General features: G+C 60.0%; 17 protein-coding genes. 5 read left to right on the top strand and 12 right to left on the bottom strand.

The window, feature by feature from the left end:
• Window positions 1–34: 34 nt before the first annotated feature.
• Both AT6N2_RS21575 and AT6N2_RS21570 read left to right on the top strand, forming a co-directional pair.
• Window positions 35–472 carry a helix-turn-helix domain-containing protein gene (locus AT6N2_RS21575; protein ID WP_063946868.1) on the top strand — a complete coding sequence of 146 codons (438 nt, stop codon included), beginning with the start codon at window positions 35–37 and terminating at the stop codon, window positions 470–472.
• Between the two features lie 93 nt (window positions 473–565).
• Window positions 566–799, top strand: coding sequence for a hypothetical protein (locus tag AT6N2_RS21570; RefSeq protein WP_063947040.1), 234 nt, complete (start codon window positions 566–568; stop codon window positions 797–799).
• A 185-nt stretch (window positions 800–984) separates the two neighbouring features.
• On the opposite strand, the gene AT6N2_RS21565 is transcribed toward AT6N2_RS21570, so the two are convergent.
• The 3 genes from AT6N2_RS21565 to xylF all read right to left on the bottom strand — a co-directional run bounded on the left by AT6N2_RS21565 (window position 985) and on the right by xylF (window position 4,220).
• Window positions 985–1,767 (bottom strand): ATP-binding cassette domain-containing protein, encoded by a 783-nt coding sequence (locus tag AT6N2_RS21565; protein WP_063946867.1) that lies wholly within the window; start codon window positions 1,765–1,767, stop codon window positions 985–987.
• Between the two features lie 18 nt (window positions 1,768–1,785).
• Window positions 1,786–3,099: a sugar ABC transporter permease gene (locus AT6N2_RS21560; RefSeq protein WP_063946866.1), complete on the bottom strand. Its 1,314-nt coding sequence runs from the start codon at window positions 3,097–3,099 to the stop codon at window positions 1,786–1,788.
• A gap of 80 nt (window positions 3,100–3,179) precedes the next feature.
• Window positions 3,180–4,220 (bottom strand): D-xylose ABC transporter substrate-binding protein, encoded by a 1,041-nt coding sequence (xylF, locus tag AT6N2_RS21555; protein WP_063946865.1) that lies wholly within the window; start codon window positions 4,218–4,220, stop codon window positions 3,180–3,182.
• A gap of 243 nt (window positions 4,221–4,463) precedes the next feature.
• Here xylF and AT6N2_RS21550 point away from each other — a divergent pair, with 243 nt between their 5' ends.
• Window positions 4,464–5,696 (top strand): ROK family transcriptional regulator, encoded by a 1,233-nt coding sequence (locus AT6N2_RS21550; protein ID WP_209091322.1) that lies wholly within the window; start codon window positions 4,464–4,466, stop codon window positions 5,694–5,696.
• A gap of 19 nt (window positions 5,697–5,715) precedes the next feature.
• Here AT6N2_RS21550 and AT6N2_RS21545 read toward each other — a convergent pair whose 3' ends face one another.
• The 7 genes from AT6N2_RS21545 to AT6N2_RS21515 form a co-directional block, all read right to left on the bottom strand.
• A complete protein-coding gene (locus AT6N2_RS21545; protein ID WP_209091320.1) occupies window positions 5,716–7,260 on the bottom strand; it encodes a glycerol-3-phosphate dehydrogenase in 1,545 nt (514 codons plus the stop codon).
• Between the two features lie 166 nt (window positions 7,261–7,426).
• Window positions 7,427–7,843 (bottom strand): methylmalonyl-CoA epimerase, encoded by a 417-nt coding sequence (mce, locus tag AT6N2_RS21540; RefSeq protein ID WP_209091318.1) that lies wholly within the window; start codon window positions 7,841–7,843, stop codon window positions 7,427–7,429.
• A 13-nt stretch (window positions 7,844–7,856) separates the two neighbouring features.
• Window positions 7,857–9,998: a methylmalonyl-CoA mutase gene (gene scpA, locus AT6N2_RS21535; protein WP_209091316.1), complete on the bottom strand. Its 2,142-nt coding sequence runs from the start codon at window positions 9,996–9,998 to the stop codon at window positions 7,857–7,859.
• A gap of 125 nt (window positions 9,999–10,123) precedes the next feature.
• Entirely contained in the window at window positions 10,124–12,127 is a 2,004-nt protein-coding gene (locus tag AT6N2_RS21530) for an acetyl-CoA carboxylase biotin carboxylase subunit (protein WP_209091314.1), read from the bottom strand.
• Window positions 12,128–12,171: 44 nt separating this feature from the next.
• Window positions 12,172–12,549, bottom strand: a complete 378-nt coding sequence (locus AT6N2_RS21525) for a hypothetical protein (RefSeq protein WP_063946859.1) — start codon at window positions 12,547–12,549, stop codon at window positions 12,172–12,174.
• A gap of 21 nt (window positions 12,550–12,570) precedes the next feature.
• Window positions 12,571–13,467 carry a glutathione-dependent disulfide-bond oxidoreductase gene (gene yghU / locus AT6N2_RS21520; RefSeq protein ID WP_209091312.1) on the bottom strand — a complete coding sequence of 299 codons (897 nt, stop codon included), beginning with the start codon at window positions 13,465–13,467 and terminating at the stop codon, window positions 12,571–12,573.
• Between the two features lie 102 nt (window positions 13,468–13,569).
• Window positions 13,570–15,102, bottom strand: coding sequence for an acyl-CoA carboxylase subunit beta (locus AT6N2_RS21515; RefSeq protein ID WP_209091310.1), 1,533 nt, complete (start codon window positions 15,100–15,102; stop codon window positions 13,570–13,572).
• 118 nt (window positions 15,103–15,220) lie between these two features.
• On the opposite strand from AT6N2_RS21515, the gene AT6N2_RS21510 reads away from it, so the two are divergent.
• Window positions 15,221–16,639 (top strand): helix-turn-helix domain-containing protein, encoded by a 1,419-nt coding sequence (locus AT6N2_RS21510; RefSeq protein ID WP_209091308.1) that lies wholly within the window; start codon window positions 15,221–15,223, stop codon window positions 16,637–16,639.
• A 15-nt stretch (window positions 16,640–16,654) separates the two neighbouring features.
• Here AT6N2_RS21510 and AT6N2_RS21505 read toward each other — a convergent pair whose 3' ends face one another.
• Window positions 16,655–17,311 (bottom strand): DNA-3-methyladenine glycosylase family protein, encoded by a 657-nt coding sequence (locus AT6N2_RS21505; protein WP_209091306.1) that lies wholly within the window; start codon window positions 17,309–17,311, stop codon window positions 16,655–16,657.
• Window positions 17,312–17,350: 39 nt separating this feature from the next.
• On the opposite strand from AT6N2_RS21505, the gene gluQRS reads away from it, so the two are divergent.
• Complete coding sequence (gene gluQRS, locus AT6N2_RS21500) at window positions 17,351–18,250, top strand: tRNA glutamyl-Q(34) synthetase GluQRS (RefSeq protein ID WP_209091304.1); 900 nt, start codon at window positions 17,351–17,353, stop codon at window positions 18,248–18,250.
• Here gluQRS and AT6N2_RS21495 read toward each other — a convergent pair.
• A complete protein-coding gene (locus AT6N2_RS21495) occupies window positions 18,218–19,135 on the bottom strand; it encodes a YihY/virulence factor BrkB family protein (protein WP_063947038.1) in 918 nt (305 codons plus the stop codon). The two genes, gluQRS and AT6N2_RS21495, sit on opposite strands and share 33 nt — an antisense overlap.
• Window positions 19,136–19,211: the final 76 nt, after the last annotated feature.

Here is a 19,211-nt window from a genome sequence, read left to right as displayed (position 1 = left end):
GGATTAAAAGCCTCACAACTGGAGGAAAGTGGAAATGCAGGCCAAACTACCCAGCCCGATCGATGTGCACGTCGGCGCACAAATCAGAATGCGCCGCAAGTCGCTCGGCATGAGCCAGAGCGCTCTGGCGGGGCGATTGGGCATTACCTTCCAGCAGGTGCAGAAATACGAGAAGGGCGCCAATCGCGTCGGCGCTTCCCGGCTGCAGGCCATTGCGTCAATCCTTGGAGTGGACGTCAGCTCGCTGTTTGCCAACGCCACGCCGGACGTCGGCTCCAACAGCGCCGCACTTGGCACGATCAACGCCATGCAGTCGTTCGTGGCATCGAACGAAGGGTTTGCGCTCAATCAGGCCTTCTCCCGCATCAAGAGCGCGACCGTTCGCAGAAGCATTGTTGCGCTTGTGACATCGCTTGCGGTTTCCGAAACCGCAGAAAATAATGCCCCATCCATGGATAAGACCGACGATTGACGCGGGTGTGACGCTCGCGTGACGCTCGGCATGGAAGATGATGAACAACGCGGGATCAGCGCGTTTCACATCGTCGACTGTCGAGAGGAAATCATGGTGGCGTCTACCACAGCAATACTTGAACAGGACAATGGAGACGAGATACTGGCGCTCGGGCGTATGGTATCCTATCTCTGCCAGCGCTCAAAAGCTCTGGAACTGGGCATGTCGACTTATTTTCTGGAAATGGCACTGCTATCGCTTGCTCAGGACATCAGTCAGCAGGAGCTGCCGCTGGTCAGCGCAGAGCTGAACGCAGCCGCTTTCTCGCAGACCGATCTTCATTGATATGACACTCAGCGAGGGTGCGCGGCTTGCACCCTTTCAGGCTGGCGCGGTTGCGACATCAGCAGCGTTTGGCAAGGCATGACAACAATGGCCCGGTATCACGCCGGGCCTTTGATATTTCCAGATGTCTGGACGAGCATCTTATCGGAACAACAACCGTTTCCAAAGGCCCTACCGCGCTGTCGTCAGAACGGCACCGCGCCCGGACCCGCCACAGCACCCGGTGGCACCTTGCCGAGAATGATCATGCCGAGCACTTCGTCCTTGGTGACATCTTCGGTCCGCGCGTGACCCACGACCTTGCCGTTTTTCATGACAAAAACCCGGTCAGCCAGATCGAAGACGTCGTGGATATCATGGCTGATGAGGAAGATGCCGATGCCCTGTCGTTTCAGTTCCTTGACGAGGTCGCCCACCTGCGCCGTTTCCTGCGGCCCGAGGGCGGCAGTCGGCTCATCCATGATGAGGATGCGGGCGTCGAACAGAATGGCGCGTGCAATGGCGACTGACTGGCGCTGACCGCCCGAGAGCGCCTTCACCGGTTCCTTGAACCGCCGGAAATTGGGATTGAGACGCCCCATCACCTCACGGGCCGAGGCTTCCATGGCGACATCATCGAGCGTACCCCATTTCGTCTTCAGCTCGCGTCCGAGATAAAGATTGGCCGCCGCATCGACATTATCCGCCACCGCCAGCGTCTGGTAGATGGTTTCAATGCCGTATTTCTTTGCGTCGCGGGGATTGCGGATATCCGCATCCGCGCCATTGATGAGGATTTCGCCCCCATCCCGCCGGTATGCACCAGACAATATCTTGATGAGCGTCGATTTGCCTGCACCGTTGTGGCCGAGCAGGGCGACAACCTCGCCGGGGAAAAGATCGACTGAGGCGTTTTCCACCGCGTGGATACCGCCGAAGGAGATGGAAATATTGCGCATTTCCACGAGGGGCGTGACTTGTTCCGTCATAGGAGTTCTCCTCGGTTCTTACTTGGCGCGGGCGCGGTAGATGGTGTCGAGCCAGACGGCGACAACCAGGACCACACCGACGACGATGCGCTGGAAGGGCGTATCGATGCCCACCAGCACCATGCCGGATTGCAGCGATTGCATGACGAGTGCGCCGAGCATCGCACCCGCTATGGTGCCGACGCCGCCGGCAAGCGAGGTGCCGCCTATGACCGCAGCCGCGATGGTGTAAAGCTCGTCGAGTTCACCCTGCGCGTTGGTGGCCGCGTTGAGGCGGGCCGTCGAGATTGCCGCCGCGATGGCGCAGAGAACGCCCATCAGCGTGAAAATCTTCACCGTGACCCAGCGCGTCTTGATGCCGGCGAGTTCCGCCGCTTCAGGGTTGCCACCGATGGCGAAGACATAGCGGCCGAAGCGCAATCTTGTCGCGATGAAGGTCATGACGGCACCGACGGCAAGCGCCATCAGCACCGGGACGGCAATGCCATGCGGAATGAATAGACCGCCATCCGGCCATGCGATACCATTGGCATCGGCATAATTGCGGGCAATATTGACCGGCCAGGGGTAGCTGTTGACGACGGCAACGAAACCGATGACGACTAAGCAGCCGAGCGCCACCAGGAAATATTCCGCCCAGACCGGCCGCAGCGGGAAACCGAAACGGCGGCGCTGATGGCGGGAGTTGAGGATGGCAGCAACGATCGCGACACAGGCGATGACAGCAGCGATCCAGCTCCATGTCGCGCCGATCGAGCCGCTGGTGCCGCCGCCCATCAGGCGGAAGGTGGAATCCATCGGCGCCACGGTGCGGCCGCTGGTGACGAACCAGGTGCCGCCGCGCCAGACCAGCAGGCCGCCAAGCGTGACGATGAAGGACGGCACATTCAGAAAGGCGATGATCGAGCCCTGCAGCATGCCGATAGCGCCACCGACGAGGATGCCGACCAGAAGCGTGACGATCCATGTCGCCCAATGTTCGAAACCGAGGATTTGCGGCAGGATTTCCGCCTGCATGACGCCCATGATCATGCCGGAAAAACCAAGAATGGACCCCACTGACAGATCGATATTGCGGGTGACGATGACAAGCACCATGCCTGTCGCCATCACAGCCACTGAGGCGGTCTGCACCGAAAGGTTCCAGAGGTTTCGCGGCGTCAGGAACAGGCCGCCGGACAGGATATGAAATCCGATCCAGATCAGAAGAAGCGCGCCCACCATGCCGAGCAGCCGGGTGTCCAGTTCGGTCGCGCTGATGAAGCGCGAAATCGAGCCCGCCTTTTCAGCCTTGGGGGACGCTGTGGAATTGGATTGTGTCATATCGGCCATGGACTGCCGGTCCTCCTTACATCTGAAAGGCGCCGCGCCACCTGATCGTGACGCGGCGCCCAAACATCAACCTACCGGTCTCAGTTGCAGGCCTTGACGGATCCGGCCTTCACACCCTGGCAGGCCGTTTCCTTCTTGATCCAGCCGGCGTCGATGACGGTGCCAAGATTGTCCTTGGTGATGGCGATCGGCTTGAGGAAGACCGACTGCATGGTGACCTTCTTCGGCCCGCCATCAAAGGTGGTGACGCCCTTGATCTCGGTCATCTTCTTGCCACCGGCCAGTTCCAGCGCAATGCCCGCCGCTTCCTTGCCCAGTTCACGGCTGTCCTTCCAGACGGATACCGTCTGCGTGCCAAGCGCAACGCGGTTGAGCGCGGCGAAATCGGCATCCTGACCGGAAACGGGAACCGAACCGGCCATACCCTGCGCGGCAAGAGCGGCGATGGCGCCGCCAGCCGTGCCGTCATTCGAGGCGACGACCGCATCGACCTTGTTGTTATTTTTGGTCAGGAACTGTTCCATGTTCTTCTGGGCGTTTTCCGGCTTCCAGCCATCGGTATAGGCCTCACCGACATTCTTGATCTTGCCGCCGTCAATGGCCGCCTTCAGCACTTCCTGCTGACCGGCGAACAGGAAATCCGCATTCGGATCGGAAGACGAGCCCTTGATGAAGACGTAGTTGCCTTCCGGCTTGACCTTGAAGACTTCGGCAGCCTGCAGGCGACCGACTTCCTTGTTGTCGAAGGTGATGTAGAAGGCATTCTTGTTTTCGATCAGACGGTCATAACCGACGACCGGAATACCCTCGGCCACGGCCTTCTCCACAGCCGGGCCAATCGCATCGCTGTCCTGCGCCAGGATGATCAGCGCGTTCGCGCCCTGGGAAATCAGCGATTCCACGTCGGTGAGCTGCTTTGCGGCAGAGGATTGCGCGTCGGCGGAAATGTATTTCGCACCGGCCTTGTCGAGCGCTGCCTTGATGGCCGCCTCATCCGTCTTCCAGCGTTCTTCCTGGAAATTCGACCAGGAAACGCCAACGACGAGATCAGCCGCGATGGCGGCGGTGTGCAAAGAAACGAGTACGGCTGTACCCGCCAAGAGCTTGGCAAATGAATTCATGATGTCCTCCCGGTAAGAGCGCTGCCCCACACCTCCATGCGGGGGAAAACGCCCGAAAAAGCTGCCGGTCTCTGTGGTTTCACAATTTTCTCGACAGTCGAGAAAATTAATGTCAGAGATTCCCGATGCTGTCAACAACGGCTGGAGACAGCATGCGGGTGCCTTGATCTTGCTTTCGGCATGCGCCATCAGAGCGAAAACGCACGACAGGAAAAAAGCCGTTCAGGGAGCATGCCCCAGCCCATGTCCGCCATTGCAAGTACGGAACTGGTGCGCCAGAAAAACAGCCTGTCGGTAATGGCAGCGTTGCGCCTGCACGGCAGTCTGTCCCACACCGACATGTCGACATTCACCGGGCTTGCCTCCGCAACAGTCTCGGCCATCACCACGGAACTGGAGCGGGCCGGAATCATCCTGCGCAAGGAACAGATCGCGGCCGCAGGGCGCGGGCGGCCGCGCATTCTCTTTGCACCTCACGGGGCCTTTTGTCATGTCGCCATCGTCATCATCTCGTCCGACAGCGTGCAATATTCGCTGGTCGATTATGCCGGGAAGCTGGTGGATCGCTTTACCGAACAGAGAATGACGACTGAGAAAGGCAGGTTCGGTGGGGCGATCCGTGCTGGCCTCGCAAGGCTTGCCGATCGCTCGCGCATAGACCGACATGATATCCTGCAGGTCTCGATCAGCAGCAAGGGGCTGGTGGATGCAGCGACGGCAACGCTTCTCTGGTCGCCGGTTCTCGGTGATGAAAAGATCGATTTCCAGCAGTTGGTGTCTGCGGATCAGCCTACGCGCGTGACGCTGAACAATGAAACCCTGCTTGCTGCCAAAGCCATCTGGATGCGGGAGCAGGCGAAGGACGGCAGTGCAACAGAAGCCCTTGTCACGCTGTCACTCGGTCACAGCATCGGTCTCGGTATTGCCCGCTCAACCGGCGGCGCAATCGAGGTCAGCGCCCCCAATTTCGGCCATATGCTGCATCTCGCCGACGGCGCTTTATGCCGCTGCGGCACCAGAGGCTGTATCGAAGCCTATTCGGGTTTCTACGCCATCCTGCGCTCGGCCTTCGAAGCACCGCCGCAGGCAGAGCCGGCAAAATTCGTTCCTGTCGCCGAGGTGGACAAGATCGCCGCCTCCGCCCGCGCCGGCGCGCGCATGGCCCGCTTCGCCTTCCGTACCGCCGGCCTTGCGCTCGGCAACGGCCTTTCGCGCCTGTTCAGCCTGCATGGCCATATGCCGGTTTTCATCACCGGACCCGGCACACGCTATTTCGACCTTCTGGAAAGCGGTCTGCGCGACGGCCTTGCGCAATCCCAAGCCGTCCGTTTCGGCGGTATGCCAAAAATTGCCATTGCCTCCAACGAGCCGGAACTGGTATTCGAGGGCCATATGGAACACGCGCTTTCCGCTGCCGACGATTATATTCTGAGCGCCGAAGCCGCTCAGAAACCGGTGCGGAATTCGGCAGGCTGAGAAGGCAGCCGACGGGTGTTCAGGCCCGCTGCGCCATGGCTTCTGGATTTTCTCTGACGCCTGTCAGCTCGGCCAAGAATTCGTCCAGCGCGGCCGCCTCGTCCTTGCTCAAACGCAGGCCCTGTTTCGTGCGGCGCCAGAGAATATCCTCGGCCGAAAAAGCCCATTCATTCTCCACCAGCCAGCGCACCTCGCACTCGTAAAGCGTGCCGCCGAAATGCCGCCCGAGGCCGGAGACATCGGTGGCGGATCCGAGCAGGTCCGCTGCCTTCGTGCCGTAGTTTTTGATGAGCCGCTCGGCATGGCGTTCATCCAGGAAGGAATAACGCGAGAGCAGCTTCTTCACCTGCGCGTCAAATCGCTGCGCACCAAAATCGCCGCCCGGCAGGTGGGAGCCGGCCGTCCAAGGCTTGCCCTTTGCACCGATTGCGGCACCGATCTTTTCCAGCGCATGTTCCGCCAGCCGCCGATATGTGGTCAGCTTGCCCCCGAAGATGTTGAGGAGCGGCGCTTCGCCCTCTGCCTCTTCCACCTTCAGCACGTAATCGCGGGTGGCCTCCTGCGCCTTCGAGGCGCCGTCGTCAAAGAGCGGTCTGACGCCGGAATAGGTCCAGACGATATCTTCCGGCCGAACCGGCTCGCTGAAATAGTCGCTGGCGGCGTCGCAGAGATAGGAGATCTCTTCCTCGGAAATGCGAACCTTGGCCGGATCACCCTTGTAGTCGCGATCCGTCGTACCGATCAGCGTGAAATCCCGCTCATAGGGAATGGCGAAGATGATGCGATTGTCCGGGTTCTGGAAGAAATAGGCGCGCGGATCAGCAAATTTTTTGCGCACGATGATGTGGCTTCCCTGCACGAGCCGGACGTTATGAACATCGTTGCGCCCGAAGACACCTGAAAGCACATTGTCCACCCAGGGACCGGCGGCATTGACCAGCATGCGCGCCCTGTGTGTGGCCGCCCGGCCGGTTTTTTCGTCCAGCGTCTCGATGAGCCAAAACCCGCCTTCACGCCGCGCCGAAACGACCCGCGTGCGGTTCATGATCGTTGCGCCGCGATTTGCGGCATCGCGTGCATTGAGAACCACGAAACGGGCATCATCCACCCAGCCGTCGGAATATTCGAAAGCCTTGGCGAAAACGGGCTTCAGCGGCTTGCCGGCCGGGTCCTTGCGAAGATCGAGCGTGCGCGTCGGCGGCAACAGCTTTCGGCCGCCGAGATTGTCGTAAAGAAACAGGCCGAGCCGAACCATCCAGGATGGACGCACGCCGCCCTTCTGCATGGGCAGAACAAAACGCATGGGCCAGATGACATGCGGCGCCATGGCCCACAGAATTTCCCGCTCCATCAGCGCCTCGCGCACGAGGCGGAATTCGTAATGTTCGAGATAACGCAAGCCACCATGAATGAGCTTGGTGGCGGCAGAAGACGTGCCGGAGGCAAAGTCGCCCTTTTCCGCAAGCGCTACGGAATACCCCCTGCCCACCGCATCGCGGGCAATGCCGCACCCATTAATGCCGCCGCCGATGACAAAAAGATCAAAAATGTTTTCGCCGGACATGGAGCCTCCGCGACAATGCAAGGGAAATACCCCTTATGGAAAGACAATTCTATAAAAACGAAATCAAACCGAATGTCAAAAGAAAACAAACGAACTATGAAGGCGCAAGTGAAAGCGCCACCGTGAGCGTCGCTTCACAGAGTCAGCCTCCTAGGAGGTTTATGTTTCAGCCGTGTGTCCGAGAAACCTGCTCGAGCTCGTAAAGCACCCCGCCCATATCCTTCGGATGCAGGAAAAGAACGGGATTGCCGTGCGCGCCGATCTTTGGCGTGCCATCGCCGAGAATACGGACGCCTTTTTGAATGAGGTCGTCGCGCGCCGCGAGAATATCCGGCACCTCGAAGCAGAGATGATGCGTGCCACCCCCCGGATTGCGTTCGAGAAAAGCGGCAATCGGCGAGTTTTCCCCGAGCGGGTGAAGAAGTTCGATCTTGGTGTTATCAGCCTGAATGAACACCACCGTCACACCATGTTCCGGCAGCGATTGCGGCTCGGAAACCCGTGCGCCGAGCGCCCTGTATCGCGAAATGGCGGCATTGAGATCAGGCACCGCAAGGGCGACGTGGTTCAATCTTCCGAACATGCTTGCCGACCCCTCACGCATTTCGCCTGATGCCCTCGAGCAGGTCGAGCACCTTGTTGGCCGCATCCATGACATTGGTGCCGGGGCCGAAGATAGCGGCGACACCGTGATCAAGCAGGAACTGATAATCCTGGCGCGGAATGACGCCGCCGACAACGACGATGATATCTTCCGCCCCCTTCTGTTTCAGCGCCTCGACCAGCTGTGGCGCAAGGGTCTTGTGCCCGGCAGCGAGCGACGACATGCCGACCACATGCACCTTGTTCTCAACGGCAAGCTCGGCTGCCTCCGCCGGGGTCTGGAACAGGGGACCGGCCAGCACGTCGAAACCGATATCGCCGAATGCAGAAGCGATGACCTTTGCGCCACGATCATGCCCGTCCTGCCCGAGCTTGGCGACCATGATGCGTGGTTTTGTGCCGATCCGTTCAGCCACACCTGAAAGGCGGGCGGCAAGCGTGGCCAGCTCCGGTTCATCCTTGTAAGCCTCGCCGTAGATATCGCTCACCACCTCAGGCACGGCGGCGTGGTCGCCGAAGGCCACGCGCAGCGCGTCGGAAATCTCGCCGACGGTAGCGCGGGCACGGGCCGCGACAACGGCGGCTTCGAGAATATTGCCCTCGCCGCTGCGGGCCACCTCCGAGAGCGCCTGCAAAGCGGCGGTTACGTCCTTGCCATCGCGACGACGGCGCGTTTCTTCGATGCGGCGGATTTGTGCGGCGCGCACGGCGGCGTTGTCGATATCGAGAACATCGATATCCTCTTCATTTTCTAGACGGTAACGGTTGACACCGACAATCACCTCTTCGCCCTTGTCCACCGCCGCCTGCCGGCGGGTTGCGGCCTCTTCGATCAGTCGTTTCGGCAGACCTTCGGCCACGGCTTTTGTCATGCCGCCAAGCCCCTCGACCTCCTCGATCAGAGCCCAGGCTTTCTCGGCCAGCTCCTTCGTCAGGCTTTCGACATAATAGGAACCGGCCAAGGGATCTACGACCCTGGTGACGCCGGTCTCATGCTGGAGGATCAACTGGGTATTGCGGGCAATGCGGGCGGAAAATTCCGTCGGCAGGGCAATCGCCTCATCAAACGAATTGGTGTGCAGCGATTGCGTGCCGCCGAGCACGGCGGACATGGCCTCGAATGCGGTGCGGACGATGTTGTTATAGGGGTCCTGCTCTTGAAGCGACACGCCCGAGGTCTGGCAATGGGTGCGCAGCATCAGCGACGAGGCCTTCTGCGGCTTGAATTCCTCCATGATGCGTGACCAGAGCAGGCGCGCGGCGCGCAGCTTCGCCGCCTCCATGAAGAAATTCATGCCGATGGCGAAAAAGAACGACAGACGGCCGGCGAAATCATCGACATTCAGGCCTTTTGCCAAAGCAGCCCGCACATATTCGCGACCGTCTGCCAGCGTAAAGGCCAACTCCTGCACGAGTGTCGCGCCGGCCTCCTGCATGTGATAGCCTGATATGGAGATGGAGTTGAATTTCGGCATCTCCTTGGCCGTATATTCGATGATGTCCGCGATGATCCGCATCGAGGGTTCAGGCGGATAGATATAGGTGTTGCGGACCATGAACTCCTTGAGGATGTCGTTCTGGATGGTGCCGGAAAGCGCTGCACGCGGAACGCCCTGTTCCTCCCCCGCAACGATGAAATTGGCGAGCACGGGAATGACGGCCCCGTTCATGGTCATGGAGACGGAGACCTTTTCGAGCGGAATGCCGTCGAACAGGATTTTCATGTCCTCGACACTATCGATCGCAACGCCCGCCTTGCCGACATCGCCCTCCACGCGTGGATGGTCGCTGTCATAACCGCGGTGGGTGGCGAGATCGAAGGCGACGGAAACGCCCTGCTGGCCGGCGGCCAGCGCCTTGCGGTAAAAGGCATTGGAGGCTTCCGCGGTGGAGAAACCGGCATATTGACGGATGGTCCAGGGCCGTCCGGCATACATGGTGGCGCGCGGACCGCGGGTGAAAGGGGCAAATCCCGGCAGGCTATTAAGATGGGAAACATGTTGCAGGTCGTCTGCCGTATAGAGCGGCTTGACCTCGATACCCTCGGGGGTGTGCCAGACGAGCGTTTCCGGTGAACGCTTCAGCTCCTTTTCAGCAAGGTGAAGCCAATCCCGCACCGTTTTTTCACCCGACATGCATCTCTCCCCTTTTGCATTTCGCTTCAGCATTCTGGCGGGTGATCATGACGAAAATCGAACGATCTACCCCGTGCCCATAAACCGCTGCGGCTCGCTTGCGTTCCGAAGAAACGGCAGCAGCATTACTCGAACTCGAGAATGACCTCGTCCACCGCGAGGCTGTCGCCCGGTTTTGCCGCCACTCTCACAACACGGCCGCGTTTTTCCGCGCGCAGGATGTTTTCCATTTTCATGGCCTCCACCGTCGCCAGCGCCTGACCGGCCTCCACCTCGTCACCCTCACCCACCGAGATACCGGTAATGACACCGGGCATGGGGCAGAGCAGCAGTTTCGAGGTATCCGGCGGCAATTTTTCCGGCATCAGCAGCGCCAGTTCCGCCACGCGCGGGCTGCGCACGCGGGCGCGAACATCCATGCCGCGCCAGCGCAGGCGAACCGCTGCACCCGCAAGATCGACCTTGGCAGCGATCACGTCGCCTGCCACCGTAAACAGGCCAAGGCTTTGGCCAGGAAGCCAGCCGGTATCGATGGTCAGCGCCATCCCATCCTCAAAACGGACCGCCGCGCCATCCGCGCCGGTTTCGACGCTGACCCCGTGGCGGAACGCGCCAAACGAAACCACCCAGTCACCACCGACAATGCGGCGGTGATTGCCGATGGTGCCGGAGATTTCAACCGCGCGGTTTTGCAGGCGCTGATTGACGATGGCGGCAATGGCGGAAAGCTTGCGCGCGGCGGCCTCATCCGGCTCGACGCCGGAAAAGCCTTCCGGAAACTCTTCTGCTATGAAGCCGGTCGTCAGCCTGCCAGAGCGAAAGCGCTCATGCTGCATGACGGCGGAGAGAAACGGCAGATTGTGGCCGATGCCTTCAACCTCAAAACGATCCAATGCCTCTCCCATGGCATCGATGGCTGTCGCCCGATCCTTGCCTAGAGCGCACAGCTTGGCGATCATCGGATCGTAATACATCGAGATTTCGCCGCCTTCGAAGACGCCGGTATCGTTGCGAAGAATGGTGCCGTTTTCCTGCGCCCCCTCATGCGGCGGGCGATATCGCGTCAGTCGGCCAATAGAGGGCAGGAAGTTGCGATAGGGGTCTTCGGCATAAAGCCGGCTTTCGATTGCCCAGCCGTTCAGCTTCACATCCGCCTGCCCGAAGGAGAGCTCTTCACCTGATGCCACACGGATCATCTGCTCGACCAGATCGATGCCCGTGACCAGTTCCGTCACCGGATGTTCCACCTGCAAACGGGTGTTCATTTCAAGGAAATAAAAGTTGCGGTCGCCATCGACGATGAATTCCACCGTGCCGGCCGAGTGGTAACCGACCGCTCTCGCCAGCGCCACGGCCTGCTCGCCCATGGCCTTCCGCGTCGCCTCGTCCAGAAAGGGCGACGGCGCTTCCTCGATGACCTTTTGGTTACGCCGCTGGATCGAGCATTCGCGCTCCCCGAGGTAAAGGATATTCCCGTGCTTGTCGCCCAGCACCTGAATTTCGATATGGCGCGGCTGGGTGACGAATTTTTCGATGAAAATGCGATCGTCACCAAAGGAGGATTTCGCCTCGTTTTTGGAGGATTGAAAACCCTCGCGCGCCTCGGCGTCGTTGAAGGCAATGCGCATGCCCTTGCCGCCGCCGCCGGCAGAGGCCTTGATCATGACGGGATAACCGATCTGCGAGGCGATCTTCACCGCCTCATCCGCATCCTCGATCAGCCCCATATGGCCGGGAACGGTGGAAACGCCGGCTTTCGCCGCCAGTTTCTTCGAAGTAATCTTGTCACCCATGGCCTCGATCGCGCCAACGGGCGGACCGATAAAAACGACACCCGCCTTTTCCAGCGCCTGGGCGAAGGCGGCGTTTTCCGACAGGAAGCCGTAGCCGGGATGGACAGCATCCGCCCCGGTCTTCTTGATCGCCTCGAGAATCTTCTCAATGACGATATAGGACTGTGACGAGGGTGCAGGGCCAATGTGGACGGCCTCATCCGCTTGTCTCACATGCAGCGCATTGGCATCCGCGTCCGAATAAACCGCAACGGTGGCGATGCCCATCTTCTTCGCCGTCTTGATGACCCGGCAGGCGATCTCGCCGCGATTGGCGATAAGGATTTTCTTGATCATGCGGTTATGCCCCTCTTCCCTCAGCACGAACCCTTAAACAGTCCTCAAATCTCGAAGAAATTCTCGAAGGACTCCGGGAAGTTCTGCCGCGCGACGCGTTCGTCTATGACGAGCATCGCCTGGTAGGAAACAGGATCGAAATTCTTCTCCGCCGGCACCACCTCACGGCCGAAAAGCAGGTTGAGGCGGGCGGCGTCGAGATTGCCGCGCTCGAAGGGCTCAGGCCCAAAATGGTGCCAGAGCGAGTGCAGGAAGGCAGCATCGATGCGATGCTCCTTGGTGTCGTTGCGCGCCCGCCGGGGTATCATCTTGATCGGTGTTACCCCTTTGGGGTTGGCGCGGCGGATGGTGAACTGGACGCCCGTGCTCGGCATGCCGGAGGGAAAACCCTTGTGTTTGGTCATTTCGGGCAGGTTCGCCATCTCTAATCCTTCTCTTTTTTCTTACGCCTTGCCGATCTTGTCCTGCGTCTTCGTGTCGAAGTCGGAGGCATCGTGGCGTTCATGCAATTGTTCGGACGGATCGCCGGAGGTCTTGTTGACGATCACGCCGCGTTTTACCGCCGGGCGTTCGCCGACTTCAAGCGTCCAGCGCATGACATTCTTGTAGCCATCGGCTTCAAGGAAAGCACCGGCATCGCCGTAGGCCTGGCCGAGCGCGATCTTGCCATACCATGGCCAGACGGCCATATCGGCAATCGTGTATTCGGAGCCGGCGAGATATTGGTTTTCAGCGAGGTGGCGGTCGAGCACGTCGAGCTGGCGTTTAACTTCCATGGCATAACGGTCGATCGCATATTTGATCTTGATCGGCGCATAGGCATAAAAATGGCCGAAACCGCCGCCGAGGAAGGGCGCGGATCCCATCTGCCAGAACAGCCAGTTCAGCGCCTGCGTGCGGGCATTGCCCTCCTTCGGCAGGAAGGTGCCGAATTTTTCCGCGAGATAAACGAGGATGGAACCGCTTTCGAAAACGCGTGTCGGCTCAGATGTCGAATGATCCATCAGCGCCGGGATCTTGGAATTGGGATTGACGCCAACAAACCCGGAACCGAACTGGTCGCCTTCGCCGATCTTGATCAGCCAAGCATCATATTCGGCGTCCTTGTGGCCGGCAGCCAGCAATTCTTCCAGCATGATGGTGACCTTCTGGCCATTCGGCGTCGCCAGCGAATAAAGCTGCAGCGGATGTTTGCCGACAGGCAACTCCTTGTCATGGGTGGGACCGGCGATCGGGCGGTTGATGTTGGCGAACTGGCCGCCATTGCCCTTGTCCCAGGTCCAGACCTTGGGCACTTCATATCCGGCGGGGAAATTATCTGCGGAGGAATTTTCGGCCATGAAAATGGGTCCTTGTGCGTTTCGGGAGGACATCCGGACATCCGGGCGCCTGAACATCCATATAGTAAGGTGGCCGAAGCATTTTTCCAGCCCTTCAGCAGATCAGAGCGGAATGGTATCGTGTTTCTTCCAGCGGGTTTCGACGTTCTTGTTGCGCAGCGACGCAAATGCGCGGGCGATGCGGCGGCGCGAGGAATGCGGCATGATGACCTCATCGATAAATCCGCGCTCCGCCGCGACGAAGGGATTGGCGAAACGCTCCTCATATTCTCTTGTTCGCGCGGCGATCTTTTCTGGATCGGAGAGCTCTGAGCGATAGAGAATTTCCGCCGCCCCCTTCGCTCCCATCACGGCGATTTCCGCGGTCGGCCAGGCATAATTCACATCAGCGCCGATATGTTTGGAGGCCATCACGTCATAAGCGCCGCCATAGGCCTTGCGTGTAATCAGCGTCACCATCGGTACCGTCGCCTCGGAATAGGCGAAGAGAAGTTTCGCGCCGTGCTTGATGACGCCGCCATATTCCTGCGCCGTACCGGGCAGGAAACCGGGCACATCCACCAAAGTCAGAAGCGGAATATTGAAGGCGTCGCAGAAGCGCACGAAACGCGCCGCCTTGCGCGAACTGTCGATATCGAGGCAGCCGGCCAGCACCATCGGCTGGTTGGCGACGACGCCGACCGTCTGGCCTTCGAGACGGATGAAACCGGTGATGATGTTGCGGGCAAAAGCCTCCTGCAACTCGAAGAAATCGCCCTCGTCGGCCAGCGCGTGGATCAGCTCCTTCATGTCATAGGGCTTGTTGGAACTGTCGGGGATCAGCGTGTCCAGCCGAGCTTCCAGCCGTGCCGGGTCATCATGGAAGGGGCGCGCCGGCGGCTTTTCGCGATTGTTGAGTGGCAGGAAATCGAACAGCAGCCGCACATGTTCCAGCGTCTCGATGTCGTTTTCGTAAGCGCCATCGGCGACAGAGGATTTTTTGGTGTGGGTGGAGGCTCCGCCCAGTTCTTCGGCCGTGACGATCTCGTTCGTCACCGTCTTCACCACATCCGGCCCCGTCACGAACATGTACGAGGTGTCGCGCACCATGAAGATGAAATCGGTCATGGCCGGCGAATAAACCGCACCGCCCGCACATGGCCCCATGATGACGGAGATCTGCGGCACGACGCCGGAGGCGACAACATTTCGTTTGAAGACATCGGCATAACCGCCAAGCGATGCCACGCCCTCCTGAATGCGCGCGCCGCCGCTGTCGTTGAGGCCGATAACGGGCGCGCCGTTACGGACCGCCATATCCATGATCTTGCAGATTTTCTGGGCGTGGGTTTCCGAGAGCGAGCCGCCGAGCACGGTAAAATCCTGCGAAAACACATAGACCTGCCGGCCATTGATGGTGCCCCAGCCGGTCACGACGCCGTCTCCCGCCACCTTCTGCTCCGCCATGCCGAAATCCACCGCCCGGTGGGTGACATACATGTCGTATTCTTCGAAGGAACCTTCATCGAGCAGCACGTCGATGCGCTCGCGCGCCGTCAGCTTGCCCTTGGCATGCTGCGCATCGATGCGCTTGACGCCGCCGCCGAGCCGCGCCTCTTGTCGCCGCGTTTCCAATTGCTCCAGAATGCCGGGCATGTTTCCTCCGTGCGTTTCCCCAAAATCAATAGCTTAGAAAACATTCGCCTAGAAGCCTTGATCGTGCGCGTATGCGTGCCATAAATATTTGCAATATTTAATTTTGCAAAGTTGCAACATGGCGACAGAAAAGCTCTTCATCGGCCGCAAGGTGCGCGGCCTTCGCGAAAATGTCCGCGCCACGCAGGCGCAATTTGCCGAACGGCTGGGCATCTCCGCAAGTTACCTGAACCAGATCGAAAACAACCAGCGCCCCGTTTCGGCCAGCGTTCTTGTGACGCTGGTGGAAAAATTCCAGCTTGACATGGCGGAACTGGCGACGGGCGAAAGCGACCGGCTGGTTTCCGCCCTGCGCGAGGCGCTGAAAGACCCACTGTTCCTGAATTACGAGCCTGGGCTTCAGGAGTTGAAGCTGATTGCCCAGAATGCACCGGGCTTTGCCCATGCGCTGCTGCGCGCCCATCAGGCCTATCGGCAAAACAGCGAGCAACTGGTGCAGCTGGATGACCGGCTGGGTCGCGGAACGGCACAGGTGGAAAGAACTCCCTATGAGGAGGTGCGAGACTTCTTCCACTTCGTCGACAATTACGTTGCCGAGATCGATCTTCTGGCCGAGGAGCTGGCGCAGGAACTGGAGATCGAGGGAGGCGGGACCGACAGCATTCTGGCAGCGCATCTCAGGAACCGTTACGGCATCCATATCACAAGAACCGAGGCGGCAGGCGGGTTGATCCGGCATTTCGATCCTGTCGGCAAAACGCTCGCCCTCAGCTCCTACATGGCCGCGTCCACCCGCTGTTTTCAGCTTGCGTTACAGATCGCCCAGCTTCACGCCGGCGCGACGGTGGACAGGGTGCTGGCCGGGGCCGGTTTTCGCGACACGGAAGCGGCCGAAATCTGTCGGATCGGACTGCACAACTATTTTGCGGCAGCCCTCATCCTGCCCTATGGGCAGTTTCACCGGGCGGCGCAGGAGCTACGCCACGATCTCGAACTTCTCGCCGTGCGTTTCGGCGCGAGCCTTGAACAGGTGGCCCACCGCCTGAGCACCTTGCAACGGCCGGGTATGAAAGGCGTACCGATCTTTTTCGCCAAAATCGACCGCGCCGGCAATATCACCAAACGCCACAGCGCCACGCGGCTGCAATTTGCCCGTTTTGGCGCGGCCTGTCCGCTGTGGAATATCCATCAGGCTTTCGAAAGCTCCGACAGGATCGTGCGGCAGCTGGCGGAAACGCCTGACGGCGTGCGCTATCTTTCCATCGCAACGCAGATCGAGAAGGCCGCCGCCGGTTTCAATACGGAAAGGCCGCGTTACGCCATCGCGCTTGGCTGCGAAATTTCCCACGCGCAGAACTTCGTTTACGCCGATACGCTCGATCTCGGCAATGCGGCGTCCTTCAAACCGATCGGCATTTCCTGTCGCGTGTGCGAAAGGGTGGATTGCGTGCAGCGCGCCGTGCCGCCGCTGAAACGAAAATTGCAGTTCGATCATCTATCGCGCGGTGCTCTACCCTATCGGATCGCGGACTTTTAGGGCTCACGCGGCCAGTCACGGCAAAGGTGCCATGGCGCGCCGCATGATGTTGGCATAATAGCCCCAGAACAACCGGGCGGCGACAGAACGCCATGGTGACCAGAGAGTTGCGCGCTCCGCCAGCCACTTCGCTTCCGGCCTTACCTCGAGATCAAGCGCATGCGCCACCGCCGATCGCAACGCCACATCCCCCACCGGAAAGATATCCGGGTGCCCGCCGCAGAACATCAGATAGACCTCCGCCGTCCACGGGCCTATGCCACGAAGCGCCACGAGTTCGGAGAGGGCGGCACTCCCCTCCTTGCGCACCACGCCATCAAGATCGACCTTTCCTTCGGCGACGGCGCGGGCCAGCCCTTCCAGTGTCGTCGCCTTGGCGCGCGACAGGCCGAAGGTGGCGCGCAATTCCTCGGGCGCGGCCAGATAACTCTGCGCCGTGACCGCGCCGCCGGTGCCGGCGATGATTCTCGCCCAGATGGCATTGGCGCTGGCGCGCGACACCATCTGCGAGACAACGATGTGAGCAAGGCCGGCAAAGCCGGGCTCGTGAATGCGCAGTTCCAGCGGACCGGCTATTTCAATGACGGGGCGCAGCGCCGGATCAAGGAGAGCGAGATGTTCCAGCCCTTCGTTGATATCGTCCATCCCGGTGATGATTTTCATATCGGTCATTCCATTCGCCGCCAGCCCGCTGGCGGGGAGCATTAAAACATGGCAAAAGAAACCATGCCTTCGCCTCGCCGTCAAAAACCGGTTTACCGTTTCGCGCCCAGCTCCAACGGCCGACTGCACCTCGGCCATGCGCTCTCCGCTTTCCTGAACCATGACATGGCGCGGAATAATGACGGCCGCTTTCTTTTGCGCATTGAGGATATCGACCAGACTCGCTGCACGCCGGAGCTGGAACAGGCGATCTATGATGACCTCGGCTGGCTAGGCCTCGACTGGGAAGAACCGGTCCGGCGGCAATCACAGCATTTCGATGAATACCGCGCGTCTCTGGACAGGCTGATCAAGGCCGATCTTGTCTATCCCGCCTTCTTGAGCCGTGGCGAAACCAAAGCCCTCGTCCGCGCCCTCGAAGCGGAGGGCAATTTGTGGCCGCGTGATCCCGATGGCGCACCACTTTACCCTGATATCGACAGGCAGAGACCAAGAGCCGAGCGGGAAGCTCTGCTAGCCTCTGGCAGGCCGCACGCATGGCGCCTCGACATGGAAAAGGCGATCCGTACCACTGCGAGTCCCCTTTTCTGGCAGGAAGGCGGCGATGGCGAGACGGGACTGATCGAGGCTCGGCCCGCGCTCTGGGGCGATGTCGTGCTGTCACGTTCCGATGCGCCCTCCAGCTATCATCTCTCCGTTGTCGTCGACGATGCGCTACAGGGTATTACCCATGTGGTGCGCGGCATGGATCTCTTCCATTCGACCGCGATCCATCGGCTTCTGCAGCAACTGCTGGATTTGCCGCAGCCTGCCTATCATCATCACAGGCTGATTCTTGGCACAGATGGGCGCAAGCTTTCGAAAAGCGAGGGCAGCACCGGCCTTTCTGCCCTTCGTGCCGAAGGGGCAACGCCTTCAGATATCCGCCGGATTGTCGGCCTCGTCTAACGCCCGCTCCCGGCGTATGCCATTGCTGCCGATATTGCGTCGGATAATTTGACGGACCTTGTATTTCATCAGGGCGGCATTCACCTCCGCGCCCAGCATGAAGATGACGCCGACCATGTAAAGGAAGACCAGAACCACCATCACAGACGCAAGCCCGGCATAGGTGGCGGCATAATTGGCGAAGGTGGAGAGGTAATAGGCGAAGATCGCTGCACCGATGACCCAGAAAAGCAGGGTCAGCAGCACGCCCGGCCAGACATCCCAGATGCGCCGCTTGCCGGCGGGCAGCCACAGGTGAGCCGCCACGAGGCCGGCGGTAAGCACCACGATCGTGCCGTAGAGACCAAGGCTGGAGACCGTGTTCAGCAGATCTGTCAGCCACGGGAACCGCGCTTCGGCAAAGGATGCGGCGACAGGCACCGCAACGAGAACGATGCTGATGCCGGCAAAGACCACGACCGCGATCAAAACATAGAGAAGGCTGAGCAGGCGGGTCACATACCACCAGCGCGTCTCGGTGACACGATAGGCGCGGTTCAGCGAAATTCGCAACGCCTCAACGCCGTTGGACGCAAAATAAGCGGCCGCCAAAACCGAAATTGTCAACAGCCCGCCACGGGGAATGGTCAGAACCTGCTGCACCTGCGCGGCAAGCGGTCCCGCAATGGCGGCTGGCCAGGTATCGAAAATGAGATGTACCGCCGTTTCGGAAAACTGGTCGGCGCCGAGAAAACCGGCGAGCGCCGTGCCGAAGATGAGAAACGGAAACAGGGCCAGCAGAATGGAGAGCGCCATGTGGCTCGCCATCGCCCAGCCGTCATCCTCGGCAAAATGGGAATAGGCATCGAAGGCAACCTTGCCTGCCAGGCGCACTGCGGCAACCATGTCACCTCCATTCATCGGCATTTCATTTGTAACTTCGCGCTGAATATGGGAAATCAGCTTCGTTTTGTACAGCGCG

Source organism: Agrobacterium tumefaciens (assembly GCF_017726655.1).
Taxonomy (GTDB): Bacteria; Pseudomonadota; Alphaproteobacteria; order Rhizobiales; family Rhizobiaceae; genus Agrobacterium; species Agrobacterium tumefaciens_B.
Note: the sequence above shows the minus strand (reverse complement) of the source record. Positions and strands in the feature narration are given on the sequence as shown.